This window comes from Actinoallomurus iriomotensis (assembly GCF_030269445.1).
GTDB classification, from domain to species: Bacteria; Actinomycetota; Actinomycetes; order Streptosporangiales; family Streptosporangiaceae; genus Actinoallomurus; species Actinoallomurus iriomotensis.
Genome location: NZ_BSTJ01000002.1, coordinates 127,780 through 151,065, shown reverse-complemented (window position 1 = coordinate 151,065; position 23,286 = coordinate 127,780). Strand labels below are relative to the sequence as shown.

The 23,286-nt window shown below is 73.0% G+C and carries 20 protein-coding genes; 8 read left to right on the top strand and 12 right to left on the bottom strand.

The annotated features are described in order from the left end of the window. Positions 1-80: 80 nt before the first annotated feature. On the top strand, positions 81-1,091 hold the full coding sequence (locus QSK37_RS09515) for a PP2C family protein-serine/threonine phosphatase (RefSeq protein WP_285619060.1): 1,011 nt from the start codon (positions 81-83) through the stop codon (positions 1,089-1,091). Positions 1,092-1,495: 404 nt separating this feature from the next. Beyond that, on the top strand, positions 1,496-2,749 hold the full coding sequence (locus tag QSK37_RS09510) for an MFS transporter (protein ID WP_285619059.1): 1,254 nt from the start codon (positions 1,496-1,498) through the stop codon (positions 2,747-2,749). A 47-nt stretch (positions 2,750-2,796) separates the two neighbouring features. On the opposite strand, the gene QSK37_RS09505 is transcribed toward QSK37_RS09510, so the two are convergent. From QSK37_RS09505 to QSK37_RS09490, 4 genes are all read right to left on the bottom strand, one after another. Beyond that, positions 2,797-3,348 carry an MBL fold metallo-hydrolase gene (locus QSK37_RS09505; protein WP_285619058.1) on the bottom strand — a complete coding sequence of 184 codons (552 nt, stop codon included), beginning with the start codon at positions 3,346-3,348 and terminating at the stop codon, positions 2,797-2,799. Positions 3,349-3,415: 67 nt separating this feature from the next. Continuing rightward, complete coding sequence (locus tag QSK37_RS09500) at positions 3,416-4,663, bottom strand: L,D-transpeptidase (RefSeq protein WP_285619057.1); 1,248 nt, start codon at positions 4,661-4,663, stop codon at positions 3,416-3,418. A 365-nt stretch (positions 4,664-5,028) separates the two neighbouring features. Next, the gene (locus QSK37_RS09495) at positions 5,029-5,523 is read right to left on the bottom strand and encodes a YybH family protein (RefSeq protein WP_285619056.1); all 495 of its coding nucleotides are present in this window, start codon (positions 5,521-5,523) and stop codon (positions 5,029-5,031) included. A gap of 17 nt (positions 5,524-5,540) precedes the next feature. Then, positions 5,541-6,017 (bottom strand): winged helix-turn-helix transcriptional regulator, encoded by a 477-nt coding sequence (locus tag QSK37_RS09490; RefSeq protein WP_285619055.1) that lies wholly within the window; start codon positions 6,015-6,017, stop codon positions 5,541-5,543. A gap of 62 nt (positions 6,018-6,079) precedes the next feature. Here QSK37_RS09490 and QSK37_RS09485 point away from each other — a divergent pair, with 62 nt between their 5' ends. Beyond that, positions 6,080-7,525 carry an MFS transporter gene (locus QSK37_RS09485; protein WP_285619054.1) on the top strand — a complete coding sequence of 482 codons (1,446 nt, stop codon included), beginning with the start codon at positions 6,080-6,082 and terminating at the stop codon, positions 7,523-7,525. On the opposite strand, the gene QSK37_RS09480 is transcribed toward QSK37_RS09485, so the two are convergent. Next, positions 7,517-9,223, bottom strand: a complete 1,707-nt coding sequence (locus tag QSK37_RS09480) for an IlvD/Edd family dehydratase (RefSeq protein WP_285619053.1) — start codon at positions 9,221-9,223, stop codon at positions 7,517-7,519. The genes QSK37_RS09485 and QSK37_RS09480 overlap by 9 nt on opposite strands. A 92-nt stretch (positions 9,224-9,315) precedes the next feature. Here QSK37_RS09480 and QSK37_RS09475 point away from each other — a divergent pair, with 92 nt between their 5' ends. The 5 genes from QSK37_RS09475 (at position 9,316) to QSK37_RS09455 (ending at position 18,922) form a co-directional block, all read left to right on the top strand. Further along, the gene (locus QSK37_RS09475; RefSeq protein ID WP_285619052.1) at positions 9,316-9,975 is read left to right on the top strand and encodes a maleylpyruvate isomerase N-terminal domain-containing protein; all 660 of its coding nucleotides are present in this window, start codon (positions 9,316-9,318) and stop codon (positions 9,973-9,975) included. Positions 9,976-10,054: 79 nt separating this feature from the next. Further along, a complete protein-coding gene (locus QSK37_RS09470; RefSeq protein ID WP_285619051.1) occupies positions 10,055-11,572 on the top strand; it encodes a TIGR02677 family protein in 1,518 nt (505 codons plus the stop codon). Continuing rightward, positions 11,572-12,951, top strand: a complete 1,380-nt coding sequence (locus QSK37_RS09465; protein ID WP_285619050.1) for a DUF2398 family protein — start codon at positions 11,572-11,574, stop codon at positions 12,949-12,951. The genes QSK37_RS09470 and QSK37_RS09465 overlap by 1 nt, the downstream gene beginning before the upstream one ends. Next, positions 12,948-17,678, top strand: a complete 4,731-nt coding sequence (locus QSK37_RS09460; RefSeq protein ID WP_285619049.1) for an SbcC/MukB-like Walker B domain-containing protein — start codon at positions 12,948-12,950, stop codon at positions 17,676-17,678. Before QSK37_RS09465 ends, QSK37_RS09460 begins: the two co-directional genes overlap by 4 nt. Next, a complete protein-coding gene (locus QSK37_RS09455; RefSeq protein ID WP_285619048.1) occupies positions 17,675-18,922 on the top strand; it encodes a TIGR02679 family protein in 1,248 nt (415 codons plus the stop codon). The genes QSK37_RS09460 and QSK37_RS09455 overlap by 4 nt, the downstream gene beginning before the upstream one ends. A 56-nt stretch (positions 18,923-18,978) precedes the next feature. Here QSK37_RS09455 and QSK37_RS09450 read toward each other — a convergent pair whose 3' ends face one another. From QSK37_RS09450 to QSK37_RS09420, 7 genes are all read right to left on the bottom strand, one after another. Further along, complete coding sequence (locus QSK37_RS09450; RefSeq protein WP_285619047.1) at positions 18,979-20,919, bottom strand: complex I subunit 5 family protein; 1,941 nt, start codon at positions 20,917-20,919, stop codon at positions 18,979-18,981. Beyond that, entirely contained in the window at positions 20,916-21,260 is a 345-nt protein-coding gene (locus tag QSK37_RS09445; RefSeq protein WP_285619046.1) for a sodium:proton antiporter, read from the bottom strand. The genes QSK37_RS09450 and QSK37_RS09445 overlap by 4 nt, the downstream gene beginning before the upstream one ends. After that, positions 21,257-21,937, bottom strand: coding sequence for an MnhB domain-containing protein (locus tag QSK37_RS09440; protein WP_285619045.1), 681 nt, complete (start codon positions 21,935-21,937; stop codon positions 21,257-21,259). The genes QSK37_RS09445 and QSK37_RS09440 overlap by 4 nt, the downstream gene beginning before the upstream one ends. 64 nt (positions 21,938-22,001) lie before the next feature. Beyond that, positions 22,002-22,271 (bottom strand): Na(+)/H(+) antiporter subunit B, encoded by a 270-nt coding sequence (locus tag QSK37_RS09435; RefSeq protein ID WP_285619044.1) that lies wholly within the window; start codon positions 22,269-22,271, stop codon positions 22,002-22,004. Further along, positions 22,264-22,539 (bottom strand): monovalent cation/H(+) antiporter subunit G, encoded by a 276-nt coding sequence (locus tag QSK37_RS09430; protein WP_285619043.1) that lies wholly within the window; start codon positions 22,537-22,539, stop codon positions 22,264-22,266. Before QSK37_RS09430 ends, QSK37_RS09435 begins: the two co-directional genes overlap by 8 nt. A 2-nt stretch (positions 22,540-22,541) precedes the next feature. Further along, the gene (locus tag QSK37_RS09425) at positions 22,542-22,805 is read right to left on the bottom strand and encodes an MrpF/PhaF family protein (RefSeq protein ID WP_285581311.1); all 264 of its coding nucleotides are present in this window, start codon (positions 22,803-22,805) and stop codon (positions 22,542-22,544) included. Then, positions 22,802-23,260 carry a Na+/H+ antiporter subunit E gene (locus QSK37_RS09420; RefSeq protein WP_285619042.1) on the bottom strand — a complete coding sequence of 153 codons (459 nt, stop codon included), beginning with the start codon at positions 23,258-23,260 and terminating at the stop codon, positions 22,802-22,804. Before QSK37_RS09420 ends, QSK37_RS09425 begins: the two co-directional genes overlap by 4 nt. Positions 23,261-23,286: the final 26 nt, after the last annotated feature.

The window sequence follows — 23,286 nt, the reverse complement described above, 5'->3', positions numbered from 1 at the left end:
TCCTGCCGCAGGGGGATGACGGGGGTGGCGCCATCACTGATCTGGGGGGATCCGGGGGACCCGGGCCGTGGCTTCGCTGGTTGCCGTTCCTGGCGATGGGCGTCGTCGGGCTGAGCGACCTGCTCGCGGGCCCGGACGTACGGTTCCGGCCGCTGCTCGCGCTCGGGCCGGCGTTCGCGGCGCTGTGGTGCGGCATGCGGCGCACCGCGCTCGTGGGCATGGCCGCGCTCGTCCTCGACGTGCTGCTCAGCTCCCACAGCCACGCGCTCGGCCGGCGGCAGAACACCCTCATGCTCGCCATGGTGGCCGGCATCACGGTCGCGAGCGTGTTCGCCAGCTCCGGACGGCAGAAGCGCGAGCGGCTGCTCGCGGAGGTCCGCTCGGTCGCCGAGGTGGCCCAGCAGGTGCTGCTGCGCCCGGTGCCGCGCCGGGTCGGCCCGGTGCACGTCGCGGTCAGCTACACCTCCGCGACCGCCGAGGCACGCATCGGCGGTGACCTGTACGAGGTCGCCTCGACCCGCTCGGGGGTCCGGGTGATCGTGGGCGACGTCCAGGGCAAGGGCCTGGAGGCGGTGGAGACCGCGGCGGCCGTCCTCGGCGCCTTCCGCGAGGCCGCCTACGACGAGCCCGAGCTCACCGGGGTGGTGGCGCGCATCGAGGCGTCGCTGGGCCGGCAGCTGTCGGGGGAGAAGTTCGTCACCGCCGTGCTGGCCGAGTTCGACGAGGGCGACACCGCGACGCTCGTCAACTGTGGGCACCCGTCGCCGCTCATCCTGCGCCAGGGCGGCGTCGGCGCGTTCGCCGAACCGGACGACGTCGCGCCGCCGCTGGGCCTGACCGGGCTCGCCGACATCCGGCCGCGGCCGTACACCATCGGCTTCGCGCCCGGCGACCGGCTGCTCTTCTACACCGACGGCGTGATCGAGGCACGCGACAGCGAGGGCCGCTTCTACCCCCTGGCCGACCGCAGCGGGCTGCTGAAGGCCGCCGACCCGGAGAAGGCGCTGGAGGAGATGCGCTCCGACGTGCTGCGTCACGTCGGCGGGCGGATCACCGACGACGCCGCGATGCTGCTGGTCCGCCGCCGCTGATGCCTGCGGGGCCGCTGTGGACGCTGATGTCTCCTGAAGGGTAGTGCGGTACACCCGCGCGGCTACTCCTCACGCATGGCAAAGAGCCCACTACTAAGAGTAGTGGGCTACTGAAAGTAATCAGCGCAGGTCACGGGGGTCAGAACATCGCTGGCCTCCGGTCCGTCGTGCCATTCGATAGGAGCGGAGATGTCGGGGATCACACTCGACCACGGAGTCCGGGAGGGGCCGGACGCGCCCGCGGCGACGCGATGTCGTCGTCCACGCGTGCGCGTGCCGGCCCCACCGCCGGCCGTCCGGCCGGCGACGCCGGGGTTATCGCCGGGGGCGTGTCCGGGTGACCGGCCGGGGGGCGCCCCCGGTCGGCCGCCGGACGGCCCGCCGGCACGCCGTGGAGGTGGCGCATGATCGCGACCCTGCGGCAGTTCCGGTCCTTCGGCCGGCCCGCCCAGATCCTGTTCATCAACGAGATCGGTGTGAGCATCGCCCTTCTCATGCTCGTGCCCTACCTCGCCGACCACCTGGTGCACGGGGTCGGGGTGGCGGTCTGGATCGTCGGCATCGTGATGAGCCTGCGCCATTTCAGCGAGGGCCTCTTCGTCATCGGCGGCACGCTCGCCGACCGCATCGGGTACAAGCCGATGATCATCGCGGGCTGCCTGCTGAAGGCCGTCGGCTGCGGAATGTACGCGGCGTTCGGCAGCCTCCCGTGGGTGATCGCCGCGTCGGTGCTGACGGGAGTCTCCAGCGCGCTGTTCATCCCGGCCAACCGCGCCTACCTCGCGCACGAGGAGAGCGAGCGGATCGTCGACGCGTTCGCGGTCTTCAGCGTCTGCCGTCGCCTGGGTGTGCTGGTCGGCCCGCTCGTCGGCATCCCGCTCATCGCCTTCGGCTTCCGCACGGTGAGCCTGGCCTCGGTCGTCATCCTGCTCGCGCTCGCGGCGGCGCAGTGGCGTTTCCTGCCCGCCGTCTCCGGGCCGGAGACCGGCTCGTCCCGGCCGATCTGGGCCGACTGGCGGGAGGCGCTGAGCAACCGGCCGTTCCTGGCCTTCGCGGGGACGATGTTCGCCTCCTACGCGCTGACGTTCCAGATCACGTTCGGGCTGCCGCTCGAGATCCGGCACGTCTCCGCCGGGCACGCGGGGATGACCGTGCTGTTCGTGATGTCCGCGATCCTCGGCCTCGCCCTTCAGGTCCGCCTGATCACCTGGTGCGAGAAGCGCTGGACGGCGGGTCAGGCGATGGTCCGCGGCCTGATCCTCATGGGCGTGGCGTTCATCCCGCTGATGCTGCCGCCGCTGCAGGGCTCGACGGTCGTCCGGCTGCTGCCGATCCTCGTGTGCGCGGCGACGCTCAGCATCGGGTCGATGATGCTGCACCCGTTCGAGATGGCGACGATCGCCAACCTTTCGGGCGGCCGGGTGATCGGCACGTACTACAGCGTCAACAACCTGCTGTCGGGCTTCGGCGGCGTCTTCGGCAACCTGGTCAGCGCGGCCGCGCTCGGCCTGTCGCACAGTATGGGCATGGCGAGCCTGCCCTGGCTGGTGCTGCTGCTTCTCGGCCTGCTGTCCGCGGCCTGCCTGCGGCTCGTGGACCGCGGCGACCGGCTGTCGCCGGTGCCGCTGCGACCGCAGAGCGCGGCGGCGGCGCCGTGAGGAACCGCGGGGTGACCGGCCCGCACCGGTCACCCCGCGTGCTCCGGTCAGGCGGGCGGCGGGAACGGCGCGCCGTGGCCCGGCACGATGAGGGCGGGGCGCAGCGCGAGCACGCGTTCGCGTGAGGCGCGGAGCGCGGCCGGGTCCTCGGCCAGCGGGTCCTCCTCCGGCCCTTCGGAGGTCCACCACAGGTGTGTGGCGGCCACCAGGCCGGTGGCGGTCTCGGCGAGAGTCGTGACGTCCTCGGCGGTGTGCCCCGGGGTGCGCGCCAGATGCACCGACGGCGAGAGCCGGAAGCCCTCCGCGTCGCGGCTCTCCCACAGGTCGCCGGAGTAGATCGCCCAGTGGTCGTGGAAACGGGCCGCCGGGAACAGCGCGGCGTTGAGCGTGTGGTCGGGATGGTGGTGGGAGAACACCACGTCGGTGACGTCGCCGACGCCGAAGCCGGCCTCGGCGAGCGGATCGAGGATCATCCGGCGGTCGGCGACCATGCCGGGGTCGACGACGGCGACCAGGTCGCCGTCGTGGATCAGGGTCACGGTCCCGGCGACGCGCTCACCGGCGTAGCCGCAGGTCAGAATGGTCACCGTGGCGGTCATGACGCCCTCCAGAAACGACGGAACCCGTGGGGTGCGTCCCCACGGGTTCCATTGTCGTGCGCGGTGCTCAGTTCGGGGAGGCCGCGGGTGGCGTGGTCGGGGTGGTGGCCCCGCCGGTCGCCACGGTCGTCACCGACCTCTTCAGGGCGCTGCCCTTGACCCAGGTCTTCCAGGGCATCTGGTAGAAGCCCCAGCCGTTGTTCCACTCCAGCTTCCGGGTGGACCCGGTGATGTTGATGACGTCGCCCCGCAGGCTGAGGTTGAAGAACCAGCGGGCGCCGGCGACGCTCTGGCGGACGCAGCCGTGGCTGCAGTTGCTGTGGCCGAGGCACTGGTACTCGCCGGGGCTCTGGTGGAGGTACTCACCGCTGTTGCTGATCTGTACGTCCTTCAGCACCAGCTCGTGGTAGTAGCCCGACTCGCCCTTCTTGATGTTGGGCGAGGTCATCCAGACCTCGGGGAGCTTGCCCATCGCGAGGTGGATGCCGCTCGTGGTGCGGAAGTCGTTGCCGTGGGAGTCGCCGCCGCCCATGCCGCCGCTGACCGGAATGGTCTTGGCGAGCCTGCCGTCGACGTAGACCTTGCTCTTGTGCGTCTTGAGGCTGACCTTCGCGATATGCGAGGCGCCGATCTTGAAGGTGCGGGTGAAGTCCTTCGTGCCGTACGACTTGGACGAGGCGCGGACGCCCGCCATGTGCGCCACCACCGACACCGACGTGTGGGCGGGCCAGTACGACTTCGTGCGGAAGATGACCTCCTGCGAGGTGATCCAGCGCCAGGCGCCCTCGACCGGCTTGGTCGAACGCACCTCCAGGGCCTTCTCCACCGCCGCCTTGTTCGTGACCGGGCTGTCGAAATTGATCATGATCGGCATGCCGATGCCGACCGTCTCCTTCGCGCGCGGCGTCACGTCGCTGACCGAGATGGTGGACGACGCCTTCATCGTGGTGAACTTGCTCGTCGCCGTGGTGACCTTGCCGCCGGCGTTCTTGGCGGTCGCCGTCACCGTGTAGGCGGTGCCCGGCTTGAGCGTCCACTTGGTCTGCCAGCTCTTCTTGTCCGCCGACAGGACACCCTCGACGGTACGCCCGCCGCCCTGCACCGTGACCTGGTCGATCTCGCCGCTCGACGCCGTCACCTGCACACCCTTGTCCGGGCGGACCTTCGAGACCCCGTTCGCCGGGGTGATCGTCGCGGCCGCGTCCGGAGCCTTGGCCGCCGACTGGCTGGCGTTACCGCTCGACGAGCAGGCCGCGATCGGGGCGAGGAGCACCCCGGCCGCCAGCGGCGCGAACCAACGACTCGACCATGTCACTTTCATCCTGCGATGCACCCCTGGGACCCCACTCTGCTGCAGACCATGCCAACTCAGCACAGAGAACGTTCGAGCCGTACATGTGATCGACCCCGCACAATCCGGGCATCATACTATCGATCACTGAAAGGCCATTCCGGGGTTTCTCAGGTATCTCCCAGTCGCTGGTGCCACGTCGGAAATCGCCCGGTGATTACGGTGAGCGACATTAGGCGGGGCGACCGTTCCTTATCCGCGGTCCCGGCCGAGGTCGAACGCGCTCTACCGGCCGCGTGGAGCGTTTCCATTTCGAGATCTTTCGCGCCCGGCGCCGCGTGCGGGTGGTGCATTTCCGCCGCCGCGCCAGGTCGCGATCCCTCGCGCGCTCAGCCGCGTACGGCGGCCTGGTAGGCGCGCAGCGCGTCGGGGTCGTCGACGCTGCCGTGATGGTGGATCTGCCGCCACCGTCCGTCATCGGGAACCCAGGCGAAGAAACGGCTCGTGCGGAACTCCACCGGCACCCGTCCGCGCTCGGGGTCGGTGTACTCACAGCGTTCGCGGCCGGCGAAGACCGCGGTGTCCGCCGTGAGGTAGGTCGCGGCGTCGGTGAAGGTGACACTCAGGTCCATGCCGCTCGCGAAGATCCGGCGGTACAGGCCGGCGATGGCCGCCCCGGACCGGATGATGCCGCCGACCGGATTGTCGAGCTGGGCGAGCTCGTCGTCGGACCAGACCTCGGCGAGCGCGTCGGCGTCGGCGTTGTTCAGCGCGTAATAGAAGGTCTCCAGCGCGGCGACCGCCCCCTCGCGGCCGCGCCGGGTCGTGTCGGCGAGCCGGTTGCGGGCCGCCGGGCCGAAGTCGTAGTCGACCACGTCGTACATGTCGCTCCTTGAGGAACTCACCGGGCCCGGCCCTCCTCGGCCCACGCGGGGTCGGTGACCTCCCGGGTGAGGTCGTCGGCGCGGACCCGCTCGCCGCAGGTGGTGCAGACCGTCACCGGCTCCAGCGGGTGGTCGTGGTGCAGGATCCGCACCGGCGGCGCGGTGACGGCCCACCGGTTGCCCCACGTCAGGAGTGCGCGGATGACCGGGCCGAGGTCGCGGCCCGCGTCCGTGAGGTGGTAGCCGTCGTATCGCCCGCCCTCCTCCGACGGCCGGCGTTCGAGCACTCCCGCCTCGACCAGGCTCTTCAGCCGCGCGGCGAGCCGGTCGCGCGGCGCGCCGGTGCCCCGCGCGATCTGGCTGAACCGGTGGTTGCCGAGCAGCACCTCGCGTACGGCCAGCAGCGCCCACCGGTCGCCGACGATCTCCAGCGCGGAGGCCGCCGAGCAGGGGCGGCCGGGAAGGGTGGCGGGATCGATGCGCGTACCGGTCATGGCTCCACGATAGGGGAGTAGAGGTTTGATTATCAAACCAGTTTGCGCCTAAGGTCTCCCTCATGACCTCTGTGGTTGGATTCTCAAACCGCTCTCGTGTGGCCGCCGGCGTCGTGGTGCTGGCCGTCTTCATGACCAACCTCGACCTGTGGATCGTCAACGTCGCGCTGCCCGCGATGGGCGCGAGCTTCTCTCACGGCGGACGCCCCGCGTCGCTGGCCGACCTGTCCTGGGTGCTCAACGCCTACGCCATCACCCTGGCCGCGCTGCTCGTCGTGCTCGGCCGGGCCGGCGACCGCATCGGACAGCGGCCCGTGTTCATCGCCGGGATCGTCGTGTTCACGGTCGCGTCGGTCGGCTGCGCGCTGGCGCCGGACCTGGGGGTCCTGGTCGTCGCGCGGGTCGTGCAGGCCGCCGGTGCGGCCGCCCAGCTGCCGACCTCGCTCGCCCTGCTCCTCGCCACCGTGCCCGCCGAGCGCCGGACCGGCGCCACCCGCGCCTGGGCCGCGTTCGGCGGCCTGGCCGCGGCGGCCGGACCGGTCATCGGCGGGCTGCTCGTCGAGGTCGACTGGCGCTGGGTCTTCGTGGTGAACCTGCCCGTCGGCGTTGTCGCCGTCGTCGCGGGGCTGATCGCCCTGCCCGCCCCCGAGGCGCGCGAGACCGGGCCGCTGCCCGACGTGTGGGGGGCGGTGCTGGTCACCGTCGCGGTCGCCGCGCTGACCGGGGCGCTCGTCGAGGCGCCCGGCTGGGGATGGACCTCCGGACGCACGCTCGGGCTGCTCGCCGCCGCGCTCGTGGTCGGTTCGTGGTTCGGGTGGCGGTCCGCGCGCCACGCGACGCCGCTGCTGGAGCTGCACCTGCTCCGCCTGCCCCGGTTCGGCGTGGCCGGCGCCGGCACGTTCCTGTTCGGCGTCGCGTTCGCCGTGATGCTGCTGTCCAACGTGCTGTGGTGCCAGGACGTCTGGCACTGGAGCGCGCTGCGCACCGGCGTCGCGCTGGTGCCCGGCCCCGCGCTGGTCCCGATCGTCACCGCGCTCACCGCGCGGGCCGCGCGCCGGTTCGGCCACGGCCCGCTCGTCGTGGCGGGCGGCCTGCTGTTCGCCGCCGGCATGCTGTGGCGGGTCGCCATGGTCTCCACCGCGCCGGACTACGCGCGCGACCTGCTGCCCAGCATGGTCCTCGGCGGCATCGGGGTCGGCCTGACGCTCGGCACGCTGATCGCGGCGGGCGTCCAGTCACTGCCCGCGGCCCGTACCGCCACCGGCTCCGCGCTGGTCAACTCCTTCCGGCAGATCTCCTCCGCCCTCGGCGTCGCGGTGCTGGTCACCCTGCTGGGCTCACGCGTGGACGCGGGGTCGGCCGGCGACTTCCGCCTGGCGTGGGCGTTCGCCGCCGGGCTGAGCGTCCTCACCTCTCTTCTCGGCGTCCTGCTCGTACGCGCCCGGACACCGGCCGCCGTTCCCGTACGACCCGGGCGGGAACGGGCGTCAAAGCGGACTTCAGTGTGACTCGCGGCGGACCTCGCTGCCGCTGGAGCCGGTGAGGAAGTCCAGGTCGGCGCCCTGGTCGGCCTGGAGGACGTGGTCGACGTACAGGCGCTCCCATCCCCGCACCGGGGCGGCGTGCGCGGAGGAGGACGCGGGCTCCCGCGCCGCCAGCTCGTTATCGGGCAGCTCGACGTCGAGCCGCCGGGCCGCCACGTCCAGGACGATCATGTCGCCGGTGCGCACCTTGGCCAGCGGGCCGCCCGCGGCCGACTCCGGAGCGGTGTGCAGCACGACCGTGCCGTACGCGGTGCCGCTCATGCGCGCGTCGCTGATCCGCACCATGTCGCGGACCCCGCGGGCGAGCAGCTTGGCCGGCAGCGGCATGTTCCCGACCTCGGGCATCCCGGGGTACCCCTTCGGACCGCACCCCCGCAGCACCAGGACGCTGTCCTCGTCGACGTCCAGATCCGGGTCGTCCAGGGCCGCGCGCAGGTCCTCGATGCTGTCGAAGACCACCGCGCGGCCCCGGTGGCGCAGCAGCGACGGCGACGCGGCGGCCGGCTTGATCACCGCGCCGTCGGGGCACAGGTTGCCGCGCAGCACGGCGATGCCCGCCTCCTCCTGGAGCGGCGCCGTACGGCGGCGGATGACCGTCTCGTCCTGGACCTCGGCGTCGGCCAGCCCCTCGCCGATCGGCCGCCCGGTGACCGTCGGCGCCGAACCGTCGAGCAGGTCGGCCACCTCGTTCAGCACCGCCCGCAGCCCGCCCGCGCGGTGGAAGTCCTCCATCAGGTGCGCGCCGGCCGGCTGCAGGTCGACGAGCAGCGGCACCTTGGCCCCGGTCTGGTCGAAGTCGTCCAGGGTCAGCGGCACGCCCGCCCGGCCGGCGATCGCCAGCAGGTGGACGACGGCGTTGGTGGAGCCGCCGATCGCGGCGAGGGCCACGATCGCGTTGAGGAACGATCCGCGCGTCAGGACCGTGCTGGGCCGCCGGTCGCTCGCCACCATCTCGATGATCGTGCGGCCGGCCTGGTGGGCGCGTTCGAGCAGCCGGCTGTCCGGCGCCGGGATGCCCGCGACGCCCGGCAGCGTCATGCCCAGCGCCTCGGCCATGCAGGCCATCGTCGAGGCGGTCCCCATCGTGTTGCAGTGGCCGCGGCTGCGGATCATCGACGACTCCGCCTCCAGGAACCGCTCCTGCGACAGCGTGCCCGCCCGCACCTCCTCGCTGAGCCGCCACACGTCGGTGCCGCAGCCGAGCGGCACGCCGCGGAAGTGCCCGGTCAGCATCGGCCCGCCCGGCACGACGATCGCCGGCAGGTCGACCGACGCCGCGGCCATGAGCAGCGCGGGAATGGTCTTGTCGCACCCGCCGAGCAGGACGACGCCGTCGACGGGGTTGGCGCGGATCATCTCCTCGGCCGCCATCGCCGCCAGATTGCGGAACAGCATCGCGGTCGGCCGCAGCTGCGTCTCGCCCAGCGAGGGCACCGGCAGTTCCAGCGGCACGCCGCCGGCCTCCCACACACCGGCCTTCACACTCGCGGCGACCTCATCCAGGTGGCTGTTGCACGGCGACAGGTCGGAGGCGGTGTTGGCGATCGCGATGTGCGGCCGCCCGTCGAACGCGTCGGAGGGGAGCCCGCGCCGCATCCAGGCGCGGTGGATGAAGGCGTTCCGGTCGGTCCCGGCGTACCAGTGCTGACTGCGCGGCGTCATGGCGTGCTCCTGCGATCGGCGGCGTCTACCGCCCATACTCGTCCCTGGCCTCCCGGATTGCGACCGTCCGGTGATCACGAGAGTCTGGGCGGATGGACGATCAGGCCATCCTCGGCACCGCCTACCGCGACGTCGTCGCCGCCGTGAGCGACCTGGACGGCGAGCAGGAGTGGCTGCCGACCGGATGCTCCGGTTGGTCAGTACGCGACCTGGTCTTCCACATGCGCGGCGACGCCCAGCGGGCGCTCGTGGCGCTCGCCACTCCGGCCGGCGCCGTCCCGGACACCGACGCGGTCTCCTACTGGTCGCACTGGCGGCCGGGCACCGAGGGCGCGCGCACCAACCTGCGCATGACGCGGATCAGCGCGAGCGTCCACTCCGGGCTGCGCCCGATTCTGGAGAGCTTCGCCGAGACCACCGAGGCCGTCGTGTACGCCGCGGCGCACACCGACCCCGCGATGCCGGTCCGTACGCAGGGACACGTCCTGACCGCCGGAGACCTCGTACGGACCCTGGTCGTCGAGGCGGCGGTCCACCACCTGGACCTCGTCGTGGCGCTGGACCGCCCGCTGCCGTCCGCCGGGCCGCTGCGGGTCGTGCACGAGACCCTCGACGGGCTACTCGGCGAGCCGCTGCCCCTGTCCTGGGACGACGTCACCTACGCCCGTACGGGAACCGGCCGCGCGCCGCTCTCGGCGGCGGACCGCCGGGCCCTCGGCCCGCTCGCGGACCGCTTCCCGCTGTTCGGCTGAGAGCCGATTGGGGCGCGAGTTGTCGGTGGTGTTGCCTAACCTTCCTTGGTCGGGCGGATGAATGACGGGGGAGATGGCTGTGAGTGGCCGTAGGGCGCTGGACTTGGACTCGCTGGTGGTCAGCGACCGGTTCCGGCTGTTCAACTTCACCCGGCGCGACGACCACGTCGCCTACCTCTGGGTGCTGCGGGCCATGGACAGGCTGCGCGCCGTCCACCAGGTCCAGGTCGACAGCGACCAGGTCGGGGCGGCCCTCGCGGAGCTGGCCGAGCAGTACGACGACGTGCCCACGCTCGACGGCAACCTGCGCAGCCGCCTCGACGCGCTGTACGAGGACCGGGTGGTCCACCGGTTCGACGACGCCTCACGGGCCGGCAACCTCGTCCGCTACCGCAACCGGCAGTCGGTCTACCAGTTCAGCGAGCTGGGCTACTGGGCCTACACCGCGGTCGAGGACCTCCTCGAGGCCCGCATCCAGGACGCCAACCTGTCCCGCCTGGTCTTCTCCGACATCCTGGAAGACCTCAAGGCCCTCGCCGCGGCCAACCGCGCGGGCGAGACCGAGCAGGTCTACCGCCGCCTGTCCCGGCTCGACTCGGTGATGGAGGACATGGGGCGGCGCTCGGCGCAGTTCCACGTGACCCTCGGGGAGATCGTCCGCTCCACCGACACCTCGCCGGACCTGTTCCTCCGCTACAAGAACGCCCTGCTCACGCACATGACCGACTTCATGGCCGAGCTCGACCGCTACCTCGCGCGGCTCGCCCGCGCGGTGCACGAGGTCGAGGACACCGGGCTCGGCACCCTCCTGGCCCGTGCCGCCGAGGCCGACGAGCGGCCGTTCATGCCGTACACCGAGCGGCTCGACGAGTGGGAGCGCCGCTGGGCCGCCCTGCGCGAGTGGTTCGCCGCCGAGGGCGACTCCCGCGCCGGCGAGCTGCGCGCGGCGACCCGCACGGCGGTCTCGGGCGTGATCGCGCTGCTGCGGCAGATCACCGAGGCCCAGCGCGGCGGCGTCAACCGCGCGACGCAGCTGCGGCACCTGGCCGAGTGGGTGTGGCGCGCCCCCGACACCGACGCCGCGCACGCGCTGATGTCGGCGGCGTTCAACCTGCGCTCGGCCCGTCACCTCGGCGGCGCGCACGACGACGCCGAGGAGATCTCCGACCGTGCCACCTGGTGGGACGCGCCCGGAGTCGAGCTGTCGATCAGTCTCTTCCGCACCGGCAAGGCGCCCACGACGGGCGTGCCGCAGCCCGTGCGGGCCAACGCCGGCGCCCGTGTCGAGCTGCGACGCCGGCAGGCGGCCGAGCGCGCCGCCGAGCGCGAGGCGGCCGGCCGGCTGCTGGATTCCGGCGCGTACGACCGGGTGCTCGACGACGACGAGACGCGGGTCCTGCTCCGGCTCCTGACCCGCGCCCTGGAGGCCCGCACGGTCGTCGCCGGCCGGCTCGGCGGCGGATCCGGCGCGAGCGACACGGTGATGATGCGTCTCTCGCCGTCCGAGGAGGGCAGCACGGTCGCCACCACCCGGGGGCGGCTGCACCTGCCCGGCTTCCGGGTCGAGCTGGCGCCCGCCCGGCGGGGGAGGTCCTGATGCGACGCCCCCGTGCGGCGGCCGGAGTCCAGGTCACCGACCTCGGCGCCTACCAGCAGGCGGTCCGCCGCGTGCTGACCTGCGACCTGATCACCGCCACCCGGCCGCGGCCAGGCGTGCTCGAACAGGTGCTCCGCTGGGCCGACGAGATGACCCACGACTTCCGTGAGCTGCTCGGCTACACCCTCATCGCCGACACGCGCCAGGTCCGGCTCGTACGCCGGCTCGACCGGCTCGACCCGACCCAGGGCCTGATGTTCGCCCGCAAGGGCGGCCGGCCCTTCGACCAGCGGCGGATGGCCTACCTCTGCCTCGTGCTGGCCTCATTCCAGCGGTCCCGGGTGGAGATCAGCCTGGCCGACCTGGTCCGGGTCTTCACCCCGGCCGCCAACGCCATCGAGGGCCTCGGCTTCGACCCGACGGTGAACGCGCACAAGGCGGCCGTGGTCGACGTGCTCGGCTGGCTCGTCGACCGCGGCGCCCTGCGCCTGTCCGACGGCTCGCTGGAGGCGTGGGCCCGCGACAGCGAGCACGGCGACGCGCTCTACGACATCGACCACGACATCTGCGCCGTCCTGTTCAAGCCCGCCCGGCCGGTGCAGCACCTGACGAGCGCGGCCGGCCTGCTCGACGACCCGCTGTCGCGCGTGGACGGCGCCGTGCACCCGCAGGCGGTGGCGCAGCGGGCGCGGAGACTGCTCACCGAGTGGCCCGTGGTCTACTACGACGACGTCGAGCCCGCCATCGCCGACCTGCTCCGCCGGCCGGGACTCGCCGAGGACCTGGCCCGCTTCACCGGCCTGGTGGTCGAGCGCCGCGCGGAGGGCGTCATGCTCGCCGACGCGGGCGGGGTGTTCACCGACCGGCCGTTCCCCGGGCGCGGCGGCGCCGTCAACCGTACGGCCGGGCTGCTGCTCGCCAAGATCGCCGATCTGCTCGAAGACCCCGAACAGGAGCCGGCGCTCATCGAGACGCCGAGCGAGGCCGACGACCACGCCGCGCTCGTGGCGCGGATCGACGCCGGCCTGCCGGAGGCCGGCGTCGTACGCGAGCTGGCCTGGACGCCGCCCGAGACGGCCGAACCCGCGCCCGGACCCGCCGGCACCGCGCCCCTGGTCGAGCGCACCCGGCTGGAGACGATGATCGACGAGTTGTTCGACGAGTTCGGCGCGGCGTCCTTCACCAGCGCCTGGCAGGGCGATCCGCGCGGCCTGCTCGACGCGGCGCTGACGTTCCTGGCCGAGCTGAGCCTCGTACGGCCGGTGCCGGGCGGGGTGCTCGTCCGGCCGGCGGCCGTGCGCTACCGCAACATCACGCTGGCCCTCGCCGACACCGCGCAGCTTCCGCTACCCGCGCCCGCAGGAGGAGAGACGTCATGACGGCACGGTTCCGCCCTTCCCGCGCGGGCGTCATCAACGTCTGGGACTACGCCGACGAGGAGTTCGTCTTCGCCGACGGACGGCTGGTCCTGCGCGGTCACAACGGGTCGGGCAAGACCAAGGCCCTCGAAGTGCTGTTCCCGTTCGTCCTCGACGGGGTCGCCGACGCCCGGCGGCTCGACCCGTTCAGCGGCGACAACCGGACGATGAAGTCCAACCTGCTCTACCGCGGCCAGGAGTCCGAGTACGGCTACGTGTGGATGGAGTTCGCCCGAGCGGAAGCGACCGAGCGAGCGGAGTGGGCGGCGAGGGACGAGCCGCCCGCGGAGCGAGTGAGGAGCGGACGCGATCAGTCGGCCCGATCGGAGCGGGCGGTGAGGGACGAAGGGGCGGATCAAGGGCGCGATCAGGCCGGTCCGGACGAGACGGTGACCCTGGTCATCGGCTTGCGGGCGCATCGCAACCGCGACGGCGTGCGCTCCTCCTTCTTCGTCACCGGCAAGCGGCTCGGCGTCGACTTCGGCCTGCTGGGTCCCGACTCACGGCCGCTGACCGACCGGCAACTGCGGGAGTCGCTGGAGCCGGGCGCCTCCTGCAAGACGGCCACCGAATACCGCGACGCCGTCGACGCGCGCCTGTTCGGCCTGGGCCGCGAGCGCTACACCCAGCTGCTCGACCTGCTCCTGGCGCTGCGGCGCCCGCTGCTGGCCAAGGACCTCGACCCCGGCAAGGTGTCCGACACGCTCACCGCCGGCCTCAGCCCGGTCGATGAGGACCTGGTCGACCAGGCGGCGCGCGACTTCGAGAACCTCGCCGCCGTACAGCGCCTCTTCGACGACCTGACCGCCGCCGACAGCGCGGTCACGGCGTTCATGGCCGACTACACGACCTATCTGCAGGTGCACGCGAAGGCCAAGCTCGACCGCGTCGAGTCGGGGTTCCAGGGCGCGACCGCGCACGCGCGGGGCGTCGCCGAGGCGCTGGCCGAGGTCGAGCGGGCCACGGCCGCGCACGCGGCGGCGGTCGCGGCCCGCGACGCCGCCGAAGAGGAGCGCGCCACGCTCGGCGCCCGGCTGGGCGCGCTGAAGAGCCACGACGCGTACCGCAAGCAGGGCGACCTCGACCGCATGCGCACGCAGATCGCCGCCACCGCGGCCGAGATCGACAAAGAACGTGCCCGCCTCGACCGCGCCGGGGAGACCGTACGCGCCCTGACCCGCGAGGCGGACGAGGCCGACGAACGCCTGCGGTCCTCACGGCAGGCGGTCGGCCGCTGGACGGACGCGCTGGAGGACGCCGCCGAACGGGCCGGCATCGCCATCGACGGCGACGGCCCCGCCGACAGCGGCGAGGAGCTGCTGGTCGACGCCTCCGCGCGGAGCACCGCGCGACGCGACGATGTGGCTCGCGTGCGCGAGCACCTGGCCCTGGTCGGCGCCGCCGAGACCGAGCGCGCCCGCGCGGAGGAGGCGGTGGCGGAGGCCGGTGACAAGCTGGCCCGGCGGGAGGCCGAGTGCGCCGCGGCCGACGCGCACCTCGCCGCCGTACGCGACCAGGCCTCCTCGGCGCTCGCCGACTGGGCGTCGCGCTGGTCCGGCGGCGAGGAACCGGTCGCCGAGGCCGCCGACGTCGAGGCGCTGACGGCCGCGCTGGAGTCGATCGGCGAGGCGGGCGCGCGGAGCCTGGCGGAGGTGTTCGCCGACCGGACGGACGACCGGCGCCTCGCCGTGGCCTCGCGTCGTCAGGAGCTGGCCGGGCGGCGTAGGCAACTGGCGGCCGACCTGGCCGAGCAGCGCGCGCTGCGCGTCGAGATCGAGGCCGAGCGCGACGACGCGCCGCAGGAGAACGACCTGCGCACCGCCGACCGGTCCGCCCGGCCCGGCGCGCCGCTGTGGCGGCTCGTCCGCTTCGCCGACGACGTCGAGCCGTCGCGGGCGGCCGGCATCGAGGGCGCGCTGTACGGCGCGGGCATGCTCACCGCCTGGGTCCACCCCGACCCCGCGCAGACGATGGCGGCGGTGGCCGCGGCCGAGTCCGACGGCTACCTCGTCCCGGTCTCCCCGGGTCCGGAGGGGCCGACGCTCGCCGACGTGCTGGTCCCCGAAGAACAGGACCTCGTGCCCGCCGCGGCCGTCGCGGCGGTGCTGGGCTCGATCGCGCTCACCGCCGACCTGGCCGGCCACACCGCCTCGGCGGCCGTCACCGACCGGGGCCAGTTCGGCCACGGCGTCCATGTCGGCGCCCGGCCCAAAGAGGCGCCGGAGTTCATCGGCGCCACCAACCGCGAACAACGCCGCCGGGCCCGCCTGGCCGCCTGCGACGAGGCGATCGCGGAGCTGGTGGCACGCGACGCCGAGGCCGCCGCCGAGTCGGAACGGCTGGAGGAGCTGCTCGGCGACTTCAAGCGCGCCCAGCGTGAACTGCCCCCGGCCAAGCCGGTGGTGGGCGCGCTCAAGCGGGTGGCCGACAACGCCATCCTGCTGACCGTCGCCCGTACCGCGGAGACGGAGGCGCGCAAGGCACTCGAAGGCGCGTCCGCCGAGGTCGACGCCCGCCGGCGGCGCCTGCGCCAGACGGCCGCCGAGCGCGGCATGCCGGCCACGGCCGAGGCGGTCGACGCGGTCGCCCAGGCGGTCGAGGACTTCACCGCGGCCGCCGGCCACCTCGACGCCGAACGGCGCAACGCCGCGTTCCTGGTGAACGACGTCGCCGGCCGCCGCGACAACATCGAACGCCTCGCCTCCGACCGCGCCGAGAGCGCCGAGGCCCTGGCCGACAAGGAGAAGACGCATGCCGCGGCGGTCGAGGAGCTCGCCGAGCGGGAAAATGCGCTGGACGCTCCGCTGAAGGAGGTCCTCGCCCGGATCGAGGAGACCGAGGCGCTGATCAGCGCGGCCGACGAGGAGTTCCGGCGGCAGCGGTCCGAGGCGGAGCGGCAGGACCGGCGCCTCATCAAGGCCGAGGCCGACCTGACCAACGGCCGCAAGCTGGTCACCGAGGCGATGAACGGCCTGTTCGAACAGGCGGCGTCCTTCGCCCCGTACGCCCACCGCGACCTGCGGATCCTCCTGGGCGTCGCCGACGCGCGCCCCTGGCCCTCCGACGCGAGCTGGGAGCCGGCCCGCGCCGCCGAGGCGGTCATCGAGGCCCTGTGCCGCCCCACCGCCCCGGAGACCGCCACCGGGGGTGCGGCGGGCGAGGCCGGTTCCGGTACGGCCGGTTCGGGCGGGCCGGGCGCGGCCGGGGCGGGCCCGGTGAGGGTCGGTGTCCCTGCTCCGGTCGCTCTGGGTGAGGCCGGTTTCGGTTCAGGCGGGTCCGGCGCGGTGGGAGCCGGGCCCGGCGCGACCGGGGTGGGTGCCTCTGCTCCGGGCGGGGCCGGTGAGGCCGGTTCCGGTGACGCCGGTTCGGGCGGGTCGGGCGCGGCCGGGGTGGGTGCCTCTGCTCCGGGCGGGGCCGGTGAGGCCGGTTCCGATACCGCCGGTTCGCGTGGGTCCGGCGCGGTGGGAGCCGTAACCGGGGCGGCCATGGCCCCGCTGGATCCCGAGGCGGCGGTGCGGGCGGCGTTCCCGGCCGGTGTGGTGGAGCTGCTCGACGCGTTCCGCGTCGAGATCGGCGGGGGCCGCCCGGTCACGGACGGCGCGCTCAAGAGCGCCGCCGGGCGGATGTCCGACGCGCTGCGGACCTTCGGTGACGCGCTCACCTCCTGCGAGGCCGACTACCGCCTCGACTACGACCCCACCGGCGTCGTGATGGTCTTCGTCATCGACGAGGACGGCCGCAACCCGGTCGGAGTCTTCGCCGGCCGGGTCGCCGAGCGTGCCCGCGAGCAGGGCGTCCTGCTGGAGCAGCGCGAGCGTACGGTCCTGGAGGACGAGCTGCTCACCGGCCTGGCCCAGCAGATCCACGGCCGGGTCCTGGCCGCGCGCGACCTCGTCCGCGGCATGAACGCCGACACGCGGTCCCGCCCGATGTCGTCGGGCACCGCGATCGGCATCCGCTGGGCCCACTCGGACAAGATCGACGACAGGCAGCGCGCCACCTCACGGCTGCTCACCCGCGACGCCCAGGGCCTGGGCCCCTCCGGCCTGGCCGAGCTGCGCGGCACCCTCCGCGAGATGATCCGCGACTACCGCGCCACCCATCCGCGCGCCACCTACAAAGAGGTGCTGTCCGAGGTCCTCGACTACCGCACCTGGCACACGTTCGAGCTGCTGCTCGTCGTGCCGGGCGATCCGGAGGTCCGGCTGACCCGGGCCCGGCACTCGGTGATGTCGGGCGGTGAGAAGTCCGCCGCGATCCACCTGCCCCTGTTCGCCGCCGCGAACGCCCTCTACTCCTCGGCCCGCCCGGACTGCCCGCGCATGATCGCCCTGGACGAGGCGTTCGCCGGCATCGACGACAAGTACAAGCCGGACCTGCTCGGCCTCACGGTCAAGTTCGACCTGGACCTGTTCATGACCGGGCACGACCTGTGGGTGCACCACGAGACGGTGCCGATGGCCGCCCACTACGACATGCACCACGACAAGACCGCGCACGCCGTGTCGGCGATGCTCGTCCTGTGGGACGGCACCCAGCTGGTCGACGCCGAGGCCGGGTTCGCGGGCAACGACGAGCTCGCTGAAGAACTCCTCGGCATCAAACCCCGCCGCCACGTCCCGCCCGCCGCCGACGACTCGCTCCTGAGCGCGTTGCCGGAGGGCGAGGACGAGGAGGACGAGCCGTGACGCTCGAGGAGCGGGCGATCGAACGCTTCCGCGGTCCGGACTACCGGCGGCTGCTGGACCGCGCACGCGACCGGCTCGAACGCCGCGGCGGATCCCTGAGCGGCACGATCAGCCTGCCCGACCTCACACACGAGGAGCGGAGGGCGCTCGACGGCCTCCTCGGCGGCGCGCGGCGGCCGGGAGCCAGGAGCACCTCGGTGGACCTGACCCGGCTGGACGCCGCCGTCCGTACGTCCTGCGGCCTGAGCCTCGCCGGGTTACTGGAGACGGTCTTCGGCCGGCCGCTGAGCGACCGCCCCGCCGAGAGGGCGGCCAAGGAGGCCGCGCGTGCCGAACTGCTCCGCCGGGTGGAGGAGAGCCCGCTGTACGCCTCGGCGGACTGGTTCCGCGACTGGGCCGGCGCCCGGGGCCGGCTGACCCGGCTCGTCACGCGGGACGACGCGCACCTGTTCGCCGACGCGGTCGCGGTCCTCGAACGCCTGGAGAGCTCCACGGGTACGGTCGAGCTGACGACGCTCGCCGACGAGGTGACCGGCGACACCAAGGCGCTCGGCCCGAGGTCCCCGCTGTCCAGGCTGGTCCTCGACGCGCTGGCACGCCGCGTCGGCGTGCCCCGCCCGGAGGCGGCGGAGGACTGCCGGCGACTGTGGGAGGTCTTCGGCGTTCTCCCGGACGACCTGGCGAGCCGCGTTCTCGTGCTCAATCTCCCGGCCGAGGGTGCGGGGCTGGGGGAGTGGCTCACCGGCGCCGCGCGGTACGGCACCCCGTTCCCGGTCACGCTGAACCAGCTCAGGAAGCACCCGGTCACCGCTGCCCGCCCCGTCGTGTACGTCTGCGAGAACCCCACCATCGTCCGGCGCGCGGCGGCCGAGCTGGGCGCGGCCGCGCCGCCTCTCCTGTGCACCGAAGGACTGCCGTCGCTCGCGTTCCACCGCCTCGCGAGCACCGTCACCACGGGCGGTGGCACGCTGCGCTACCACGGCGACTTCGACTGGCCGGGCCTGGCGATCGCGCACGCGGTGATGCGGCGTCACGGCGCCGAACCCTGGCGCATGTCGGCCGCCGACTACCTCGCCGGAGTCCGCGGCGCCGACCGTCACCTGCCGCTGAAGGGCCGGGAGTCCCCGAGCCCGTGGGCGCCCGACCTGGCCACGACCATGGCCGGGACCGGCCTGGTCGTCTCCGAGGAGACGGTCGCCGACCGCCTGATCGCCGACCTTCGGTCGGCCTCGGGAACACCGTAGTGCCGGCGCCATGGCGCCGAGTGCGTACGGCGGCCTACGTTTCGCGGCGCACCCGCTCAGGTTGTCGGCCTGTGTTTCGTGGCGGCTAGGGTTGTCGGCCCGCATTTCCTCCTGGGAGTGCCGGGATGGCCGCCTGTTGTAACACGTCCTGTCCGTCCGGCCGTGGGCGCGGTACCGGCCTTGTGCGGCGAAACGCGGCCGCGGCTTCTCACCGGCGGTCGCCGCCGAAGCGGCCGGGCACCACCTCGTCCAGGCACGCTACGGGAATCTCGCCTGCCCGGTCGTCCGCGCCCCGGTGTGCTCCGCCGCGTACGTGCCGGGTGATCGTCCACTGCTCCCTGACGTGGATCAGGCCAGCAGCAGCACCCCGAACAGGGCGACGCCCGCCAGCAGCCAGGCCACATAGTCGCCGACGTGCCCGGAGTGCAGGCGGTGCAGCACCCTCGCGCGCGGGACGTACCCCGGACGCCCAGCACGGCGATCGCGAACGCCAGGGCCACCGCCGGCAGGCCCGACACCACGCTCGTCGTCGTCCACGCCACCGGCTTCGCGCCCGGCAGGAGCGGCGCGACGGCGTGGCCCAGCACCGTACCCGGCAGCAGGCCGACCAGCAGTCCCGCGAGCACCAGCAGCAGTCCGGGTGCCAGCATCGTCCACGGCAGCCGGGACAGCTTGAACTCCGTCTCCGGCTCGTGGTGCTCGGTGGCGCCCGGCACCGGCCGCCCCGCGCCGTGGAACACCCGCAGCCACACCCGCAGCACCGCCCCTGCCGTCAGCGCGGACGCGGTGATCCCGAGGGCCAGGATCCAGTGCCCGCCCTCCTCCTCGATCAGGGCCTTGCCCGCCCAGGTGCCCGACGGCGCCAGGCCCGCCAGGCCGATGCCGCCGAGGAGGAAGATCGCGCCGGTGACGGGCATCGATCGTCCACGGCCGTGCAGGTCGTACTCGTCGACCGTCTCGTACCGGTTCAGCAGCGCCCCCGCCCCGACGAACAGGCCCGCCTTCACGCCCGCGTGGCCGATCAGGTACCAGGCGGCGCCGGCCAGCGCGTCCGCGCGCAGCAGGCCGAGGCCGACGAGGAGAAGGCCGACGTGACTGACCGTGGAGTATGCGAGCAGCCGCTTGATGTGCCGTTGCAGTACGCACATGATCCCGCCGAGCAGCGCCGCCGCCGAGCCGAAGACGATCAGCGCCGTACGGACCGGGGCGGCCGGGACGGCGTGCGCGAAACTCGTCAGGTACGTCCGGGCCACCGCGTACACGCCGAGTTCCACCATCACGCCGGAGAACAGCATGCAGACCGGCGTCGGCGCCACGGCGTGCGCGTCCGCCAGCCAGAAGTGGAAGGGCACCGCCGCCGCCTTCACCAGGAATCCGGTGCAGATGAGGACGAAGGAGACGGTCACCAGCGCGTCGTGGCCGTGCAGGTGCCGGCCGACCGCGGCGAAGCCGAGCTGGCCCGTACGGGCGTAGACGAGCGCGATGCCGGTGAGGGTGAGGTAGACCCCGAGGGAGTTCACGATGCCGAAGTTCAACGCGCCGTGCACGGTCTCCGGCTCCTCGGACTGGTACCCGGTCAGCGCGTACGCGACCACGCTCATCAGCTCGAAGAACACGAACGCGTCGAACAGGTCCCCGGTGAGCGTGAACGCGCACATCGCCCCGGTGAACAGCAGCACCAGCGTGTGGAAGACGGCCTGGAGGTCGTCGAAGTAGTGCCAGGAGACGATGAGCGCGCACAGCGCCACGACGGCGACCGTCAGCGCCAACCCGGCCCCGACGGTGTCGCCGACCAGGGCGATGCCGACGCCCTCGCCCCAGCCGCCCATCCACACCGTGGTGCCGCCGTGGGCGAGCACCAGCGCGAGCAGCACGATCTGCGCGGCGACCGTGCCCGTGGCCAGGGCGTCGGCGGCGAACCGCGGCAGCCGCCGCCCGACCGCCGCGAGCAGCGCCGCCACCGCGAACGGCAGCCCGATCGCCAACGGGAGGATCACGGTTCGAGGGAGCGCAGCTGGTCCGGGTCGACCGTGCCGCGGCGCTTGGCCACCTGCACCGTGAGCGCGAGGAGCAGCGCGGTCACCGTCGCCCCGACGACGATGTCGGTGAGCGTCATCGCCTGCACCAGCGGGTCGACGACGTTCCGCGTCGGCTTGATGTCGGAGAAGACCGGCGCGGTCGCCTTCTTCTGATAGCCGACGGTGAGCAGCAGCACGTACGTGGCGGACTGCGCCACCGACAGGCACACCACGGCGTGCACGAGGTTCCGGCTGGTCACGATGCCGTAGACGCCGACCAGCAGAATCCAGCCGGGGATCAGGTAGGGGAGATGGGTCATGAGTCCTTCCTCACGAGGAGGGCCTGCTCGAAGAACTTGGCCAGCGCGAGCACGAACGCGCAGCCGACCTCCAGGCCGACCACCGCGTTCATGGCCTTGACCTGGCCGGCGAACCACAGCGCCAGCACGACGAACGCGCCCGCCGCGAGCGCCTCGCCGGCCTCGAACATCGGCACCGGCCGGATCCGGGCGAGCGCGGGGTAGTCGCCGGCCAGGTAGACCAGGTGGATCGCGCTGCCGAGCACCACACCGCCCTGGAAACCGCCGCCGGGGGAGAGGTAACCGTGCGCGACGATGTAGACGCCCGTCATGAGCGTGACCGGCAGCAGCAGGTACCCGGTGATCCGCAGCGCGTCGAAGACCTGGGCGGGGCCGTACGCGTGCTCGCCCGCGGAGTCCTCCTGCTCGGCCCGTACGGTCCGCAGCACGAGGACGGCGGCGAGCGCGGAGGCCATGAGGATCAGCTCCTCGCCGAGCGTGTCGAGCGCCCGCTGGTCGAAGTTGATCGAGGAGATGACGTTGGGGGTGTGGCGGGCCAGCGCGTTCGGCAGCGTCCGCTGACCGTACGGGTGGAAGGTGCCGCCGAACCGGGGCAGCCGGAACGCGGCCAGCGCGAACAGCACCGCCAGCCCCGCCCCGCCGACGCCCAGCACGAGCAACCGCAACCGTCGGCTCACGGGTCCTCCTTCGTCGGGAAGGTGACCAGGGCGCTGTGCTTGTCGGTTCGCTCGCTCCGCTCGTTCACGACCGGTCCTTCTCGTCCGGCTCGCGTGTGTGGTGGCGGCGGATCGCGTGGATGGCCAGCATCACGATGAGGGGGACGACCACCGTGCCGACCCCGGTCTGCGACATCGCCACGTCGGGCGCCTGGAGCACCACGAACAGGACCGTCAGCACGATGCCGTACCCGGACAGCACGATCGCCTGCCGTGCCGGGTCACGTGTGAGCACCACCGCGGTCGCCATGAACGCCGTCAGCAGCAGGACCGCGACGATCAGTACCTCATTCATGGGAGACCCGCCTCCCGGCACGCGCGGTGGTGATCACGGTCGCCGGCCCGGTGACGAGGAGCAGCAGCCCGATGAAAACGATCTTCGCGACGTCGTGCCAGGACGACCACGGCGCGAGGGCGAGCCCGGCGGTCACCAGCGGCGCGGCGATCACCGAGCCGATCGAGACGAAGTGCAGTCGCAGGAAGCGGCCGCGGATCAGCAGCAGCCGTAGGGTGGCGAAGGTGATCAGCGCCGTGCCCGCCCAGATCAGCACGGTGCTCGCCACGTTCACGCGGTGCCGCCGAGGAAGCGCGCGTACACCAGCGAACCGGCGAACGACAGCAGCGCCACGACGAACGCCGCGTCGAGGTAGGCCGGTCGCCCGTACCCGGCGGCCAGCAGCATGAGTACGAGCGTCGCGGCCGGCCCGGCGAGGATGAGCCCGGCGAGCCGGTCCACCGGCTCGCCTCGCAGCGTCGCGAGCAGGCAGGGGAACAGCGCGGCCACCAGCAGCGCGAACGCCGCGGGCAGCCCGACGGCCAGGGCGGTCATCGCGTCACCTCGCGTTCGAGCGCGGACGGCCGGTCGCCGACCCGGTGGACGATGAGCACGTCGCGGTCCGGGTCGACGTCGGCGACGTAGGTGTTCGGTGCGACGGAGAGGGCCAGCGCGGTGTACCCGCGTCGTGTCGCCGGCTGCTCGTCCCGGGGCAGGGGGATCTCGGTGAACGCCCCGCGCGGGCGCCACAGCAGGCGCGCGAACCCGCTGACGGTCTGGTCCGGCAGGCGCAAGAGCCATCGCAGCCATCCGGCGCGGGGCCAGTACGTCTCGTCGTTGTCGGTCGCCAGCAGCGTCCGGCGGGTCAGGACCGCCGCCACGCCGCACGCGACCCCGGTGGCCGCTCCGACCACGATCTCGGTCGGGGAGATGGTGGAGATGATCGCCAGGTACACGGCGAACAGGACCACGGCCCAGATCGCCGCTTCGATGAACTCCCGTCGTCTCATGCCGCCGTTAGTTCCCAGGTACGTGG

Coding starts and splice junctions, on each gene's coding strand:
- QSK37_RS09510 (WP_285619059.1), top strand. CDS start 1,496: ATGATCGCGACCCTGCGGCAGTTCCGGTCCTTCGGCCGGCCCGCCCAG.
- QSK37_RS09490 (WP_285619055.1), bottom strand. CDS start 6,017: ATGACCGGTACGCGCATCGATCCCGCCACCCTTCCCGGCCGCCCCTGC.
- QSK37_RS09485 (WP_285619054.1), top strand. CDS start 6,080: ATGACCTCTGTGGTTGGATTCTCAAACCGCTCTCGTGTGGCCGCCGGC.
- QSK37_RS09420 (WP_285619042.1), bottom strand. CDS start 23,260: ATGAGACGACGGGAGTTCATCGAAGCGGCGATCTGGGCCGTGGTCCTG.
- QSK37_RS09465 (WP_285619050.1), top strand. CDS start 11,572: ATGCGACGCCCCCGTGCGGCGGCCGGAGTCCAGGTCACCGACCTCGGC.
- QSK37_RS09445 (WP_285619046.1), bottom strand. CDS start 21,260: ATGACCCATCTCCCCTACCTGATCCCCGGCTGGATTCTGCTGGTCGGC.
- QSK37_RS09505 (WP_285619058.1), bottom strand. CDS start 3,348: ATGACCGCCACGGTGACCATTCTGACCTGCGGCTACGCCGGTGAGCGC.
- QSK37_RS09495 (WP_285619056.1), bottom strand. CDS start 5,523: ATGTACGACGTGGTCGACTACGACTTCGGCCCGGCGGCCCGCAACCGG.
- QSK37_RS09475 (WP_285619052.1), top strand. CDS start 9,316: ATGGACGATCAGGCCATCCTCGGCACCGCCTACCGCGACGTCGTCGCC.
- QSK37_RS09480 (WP_285619053.1), bottom strand. CDS start 9,223: ATGACGCCGCGCAGTCAGCACTGGTACGCCGGGACCGACCGGAACGCC.
- QSK37_RS09425 (WP_285581311.1), bottom strand. CDS start 22,805: ATGACCGCCCTGGCCGTCGGGCTGCCCGCGGCGTTCGCGCTGCTGGTG.
- QSK37_RS09460 (WP_285619049.1), top strand. CDS start 12,948: ATGACGGCACGGTTCCGCCCTTCCCGCGCGGGCGTCATCAACGTCTGG.
- QSK37_RS09435 (WP_285619044.1), bottom strand. CDS start 22,271: ATGAATGAGGTACTGATCGTCGCGGTCCTGCTGCTGACGGCGTTCATG.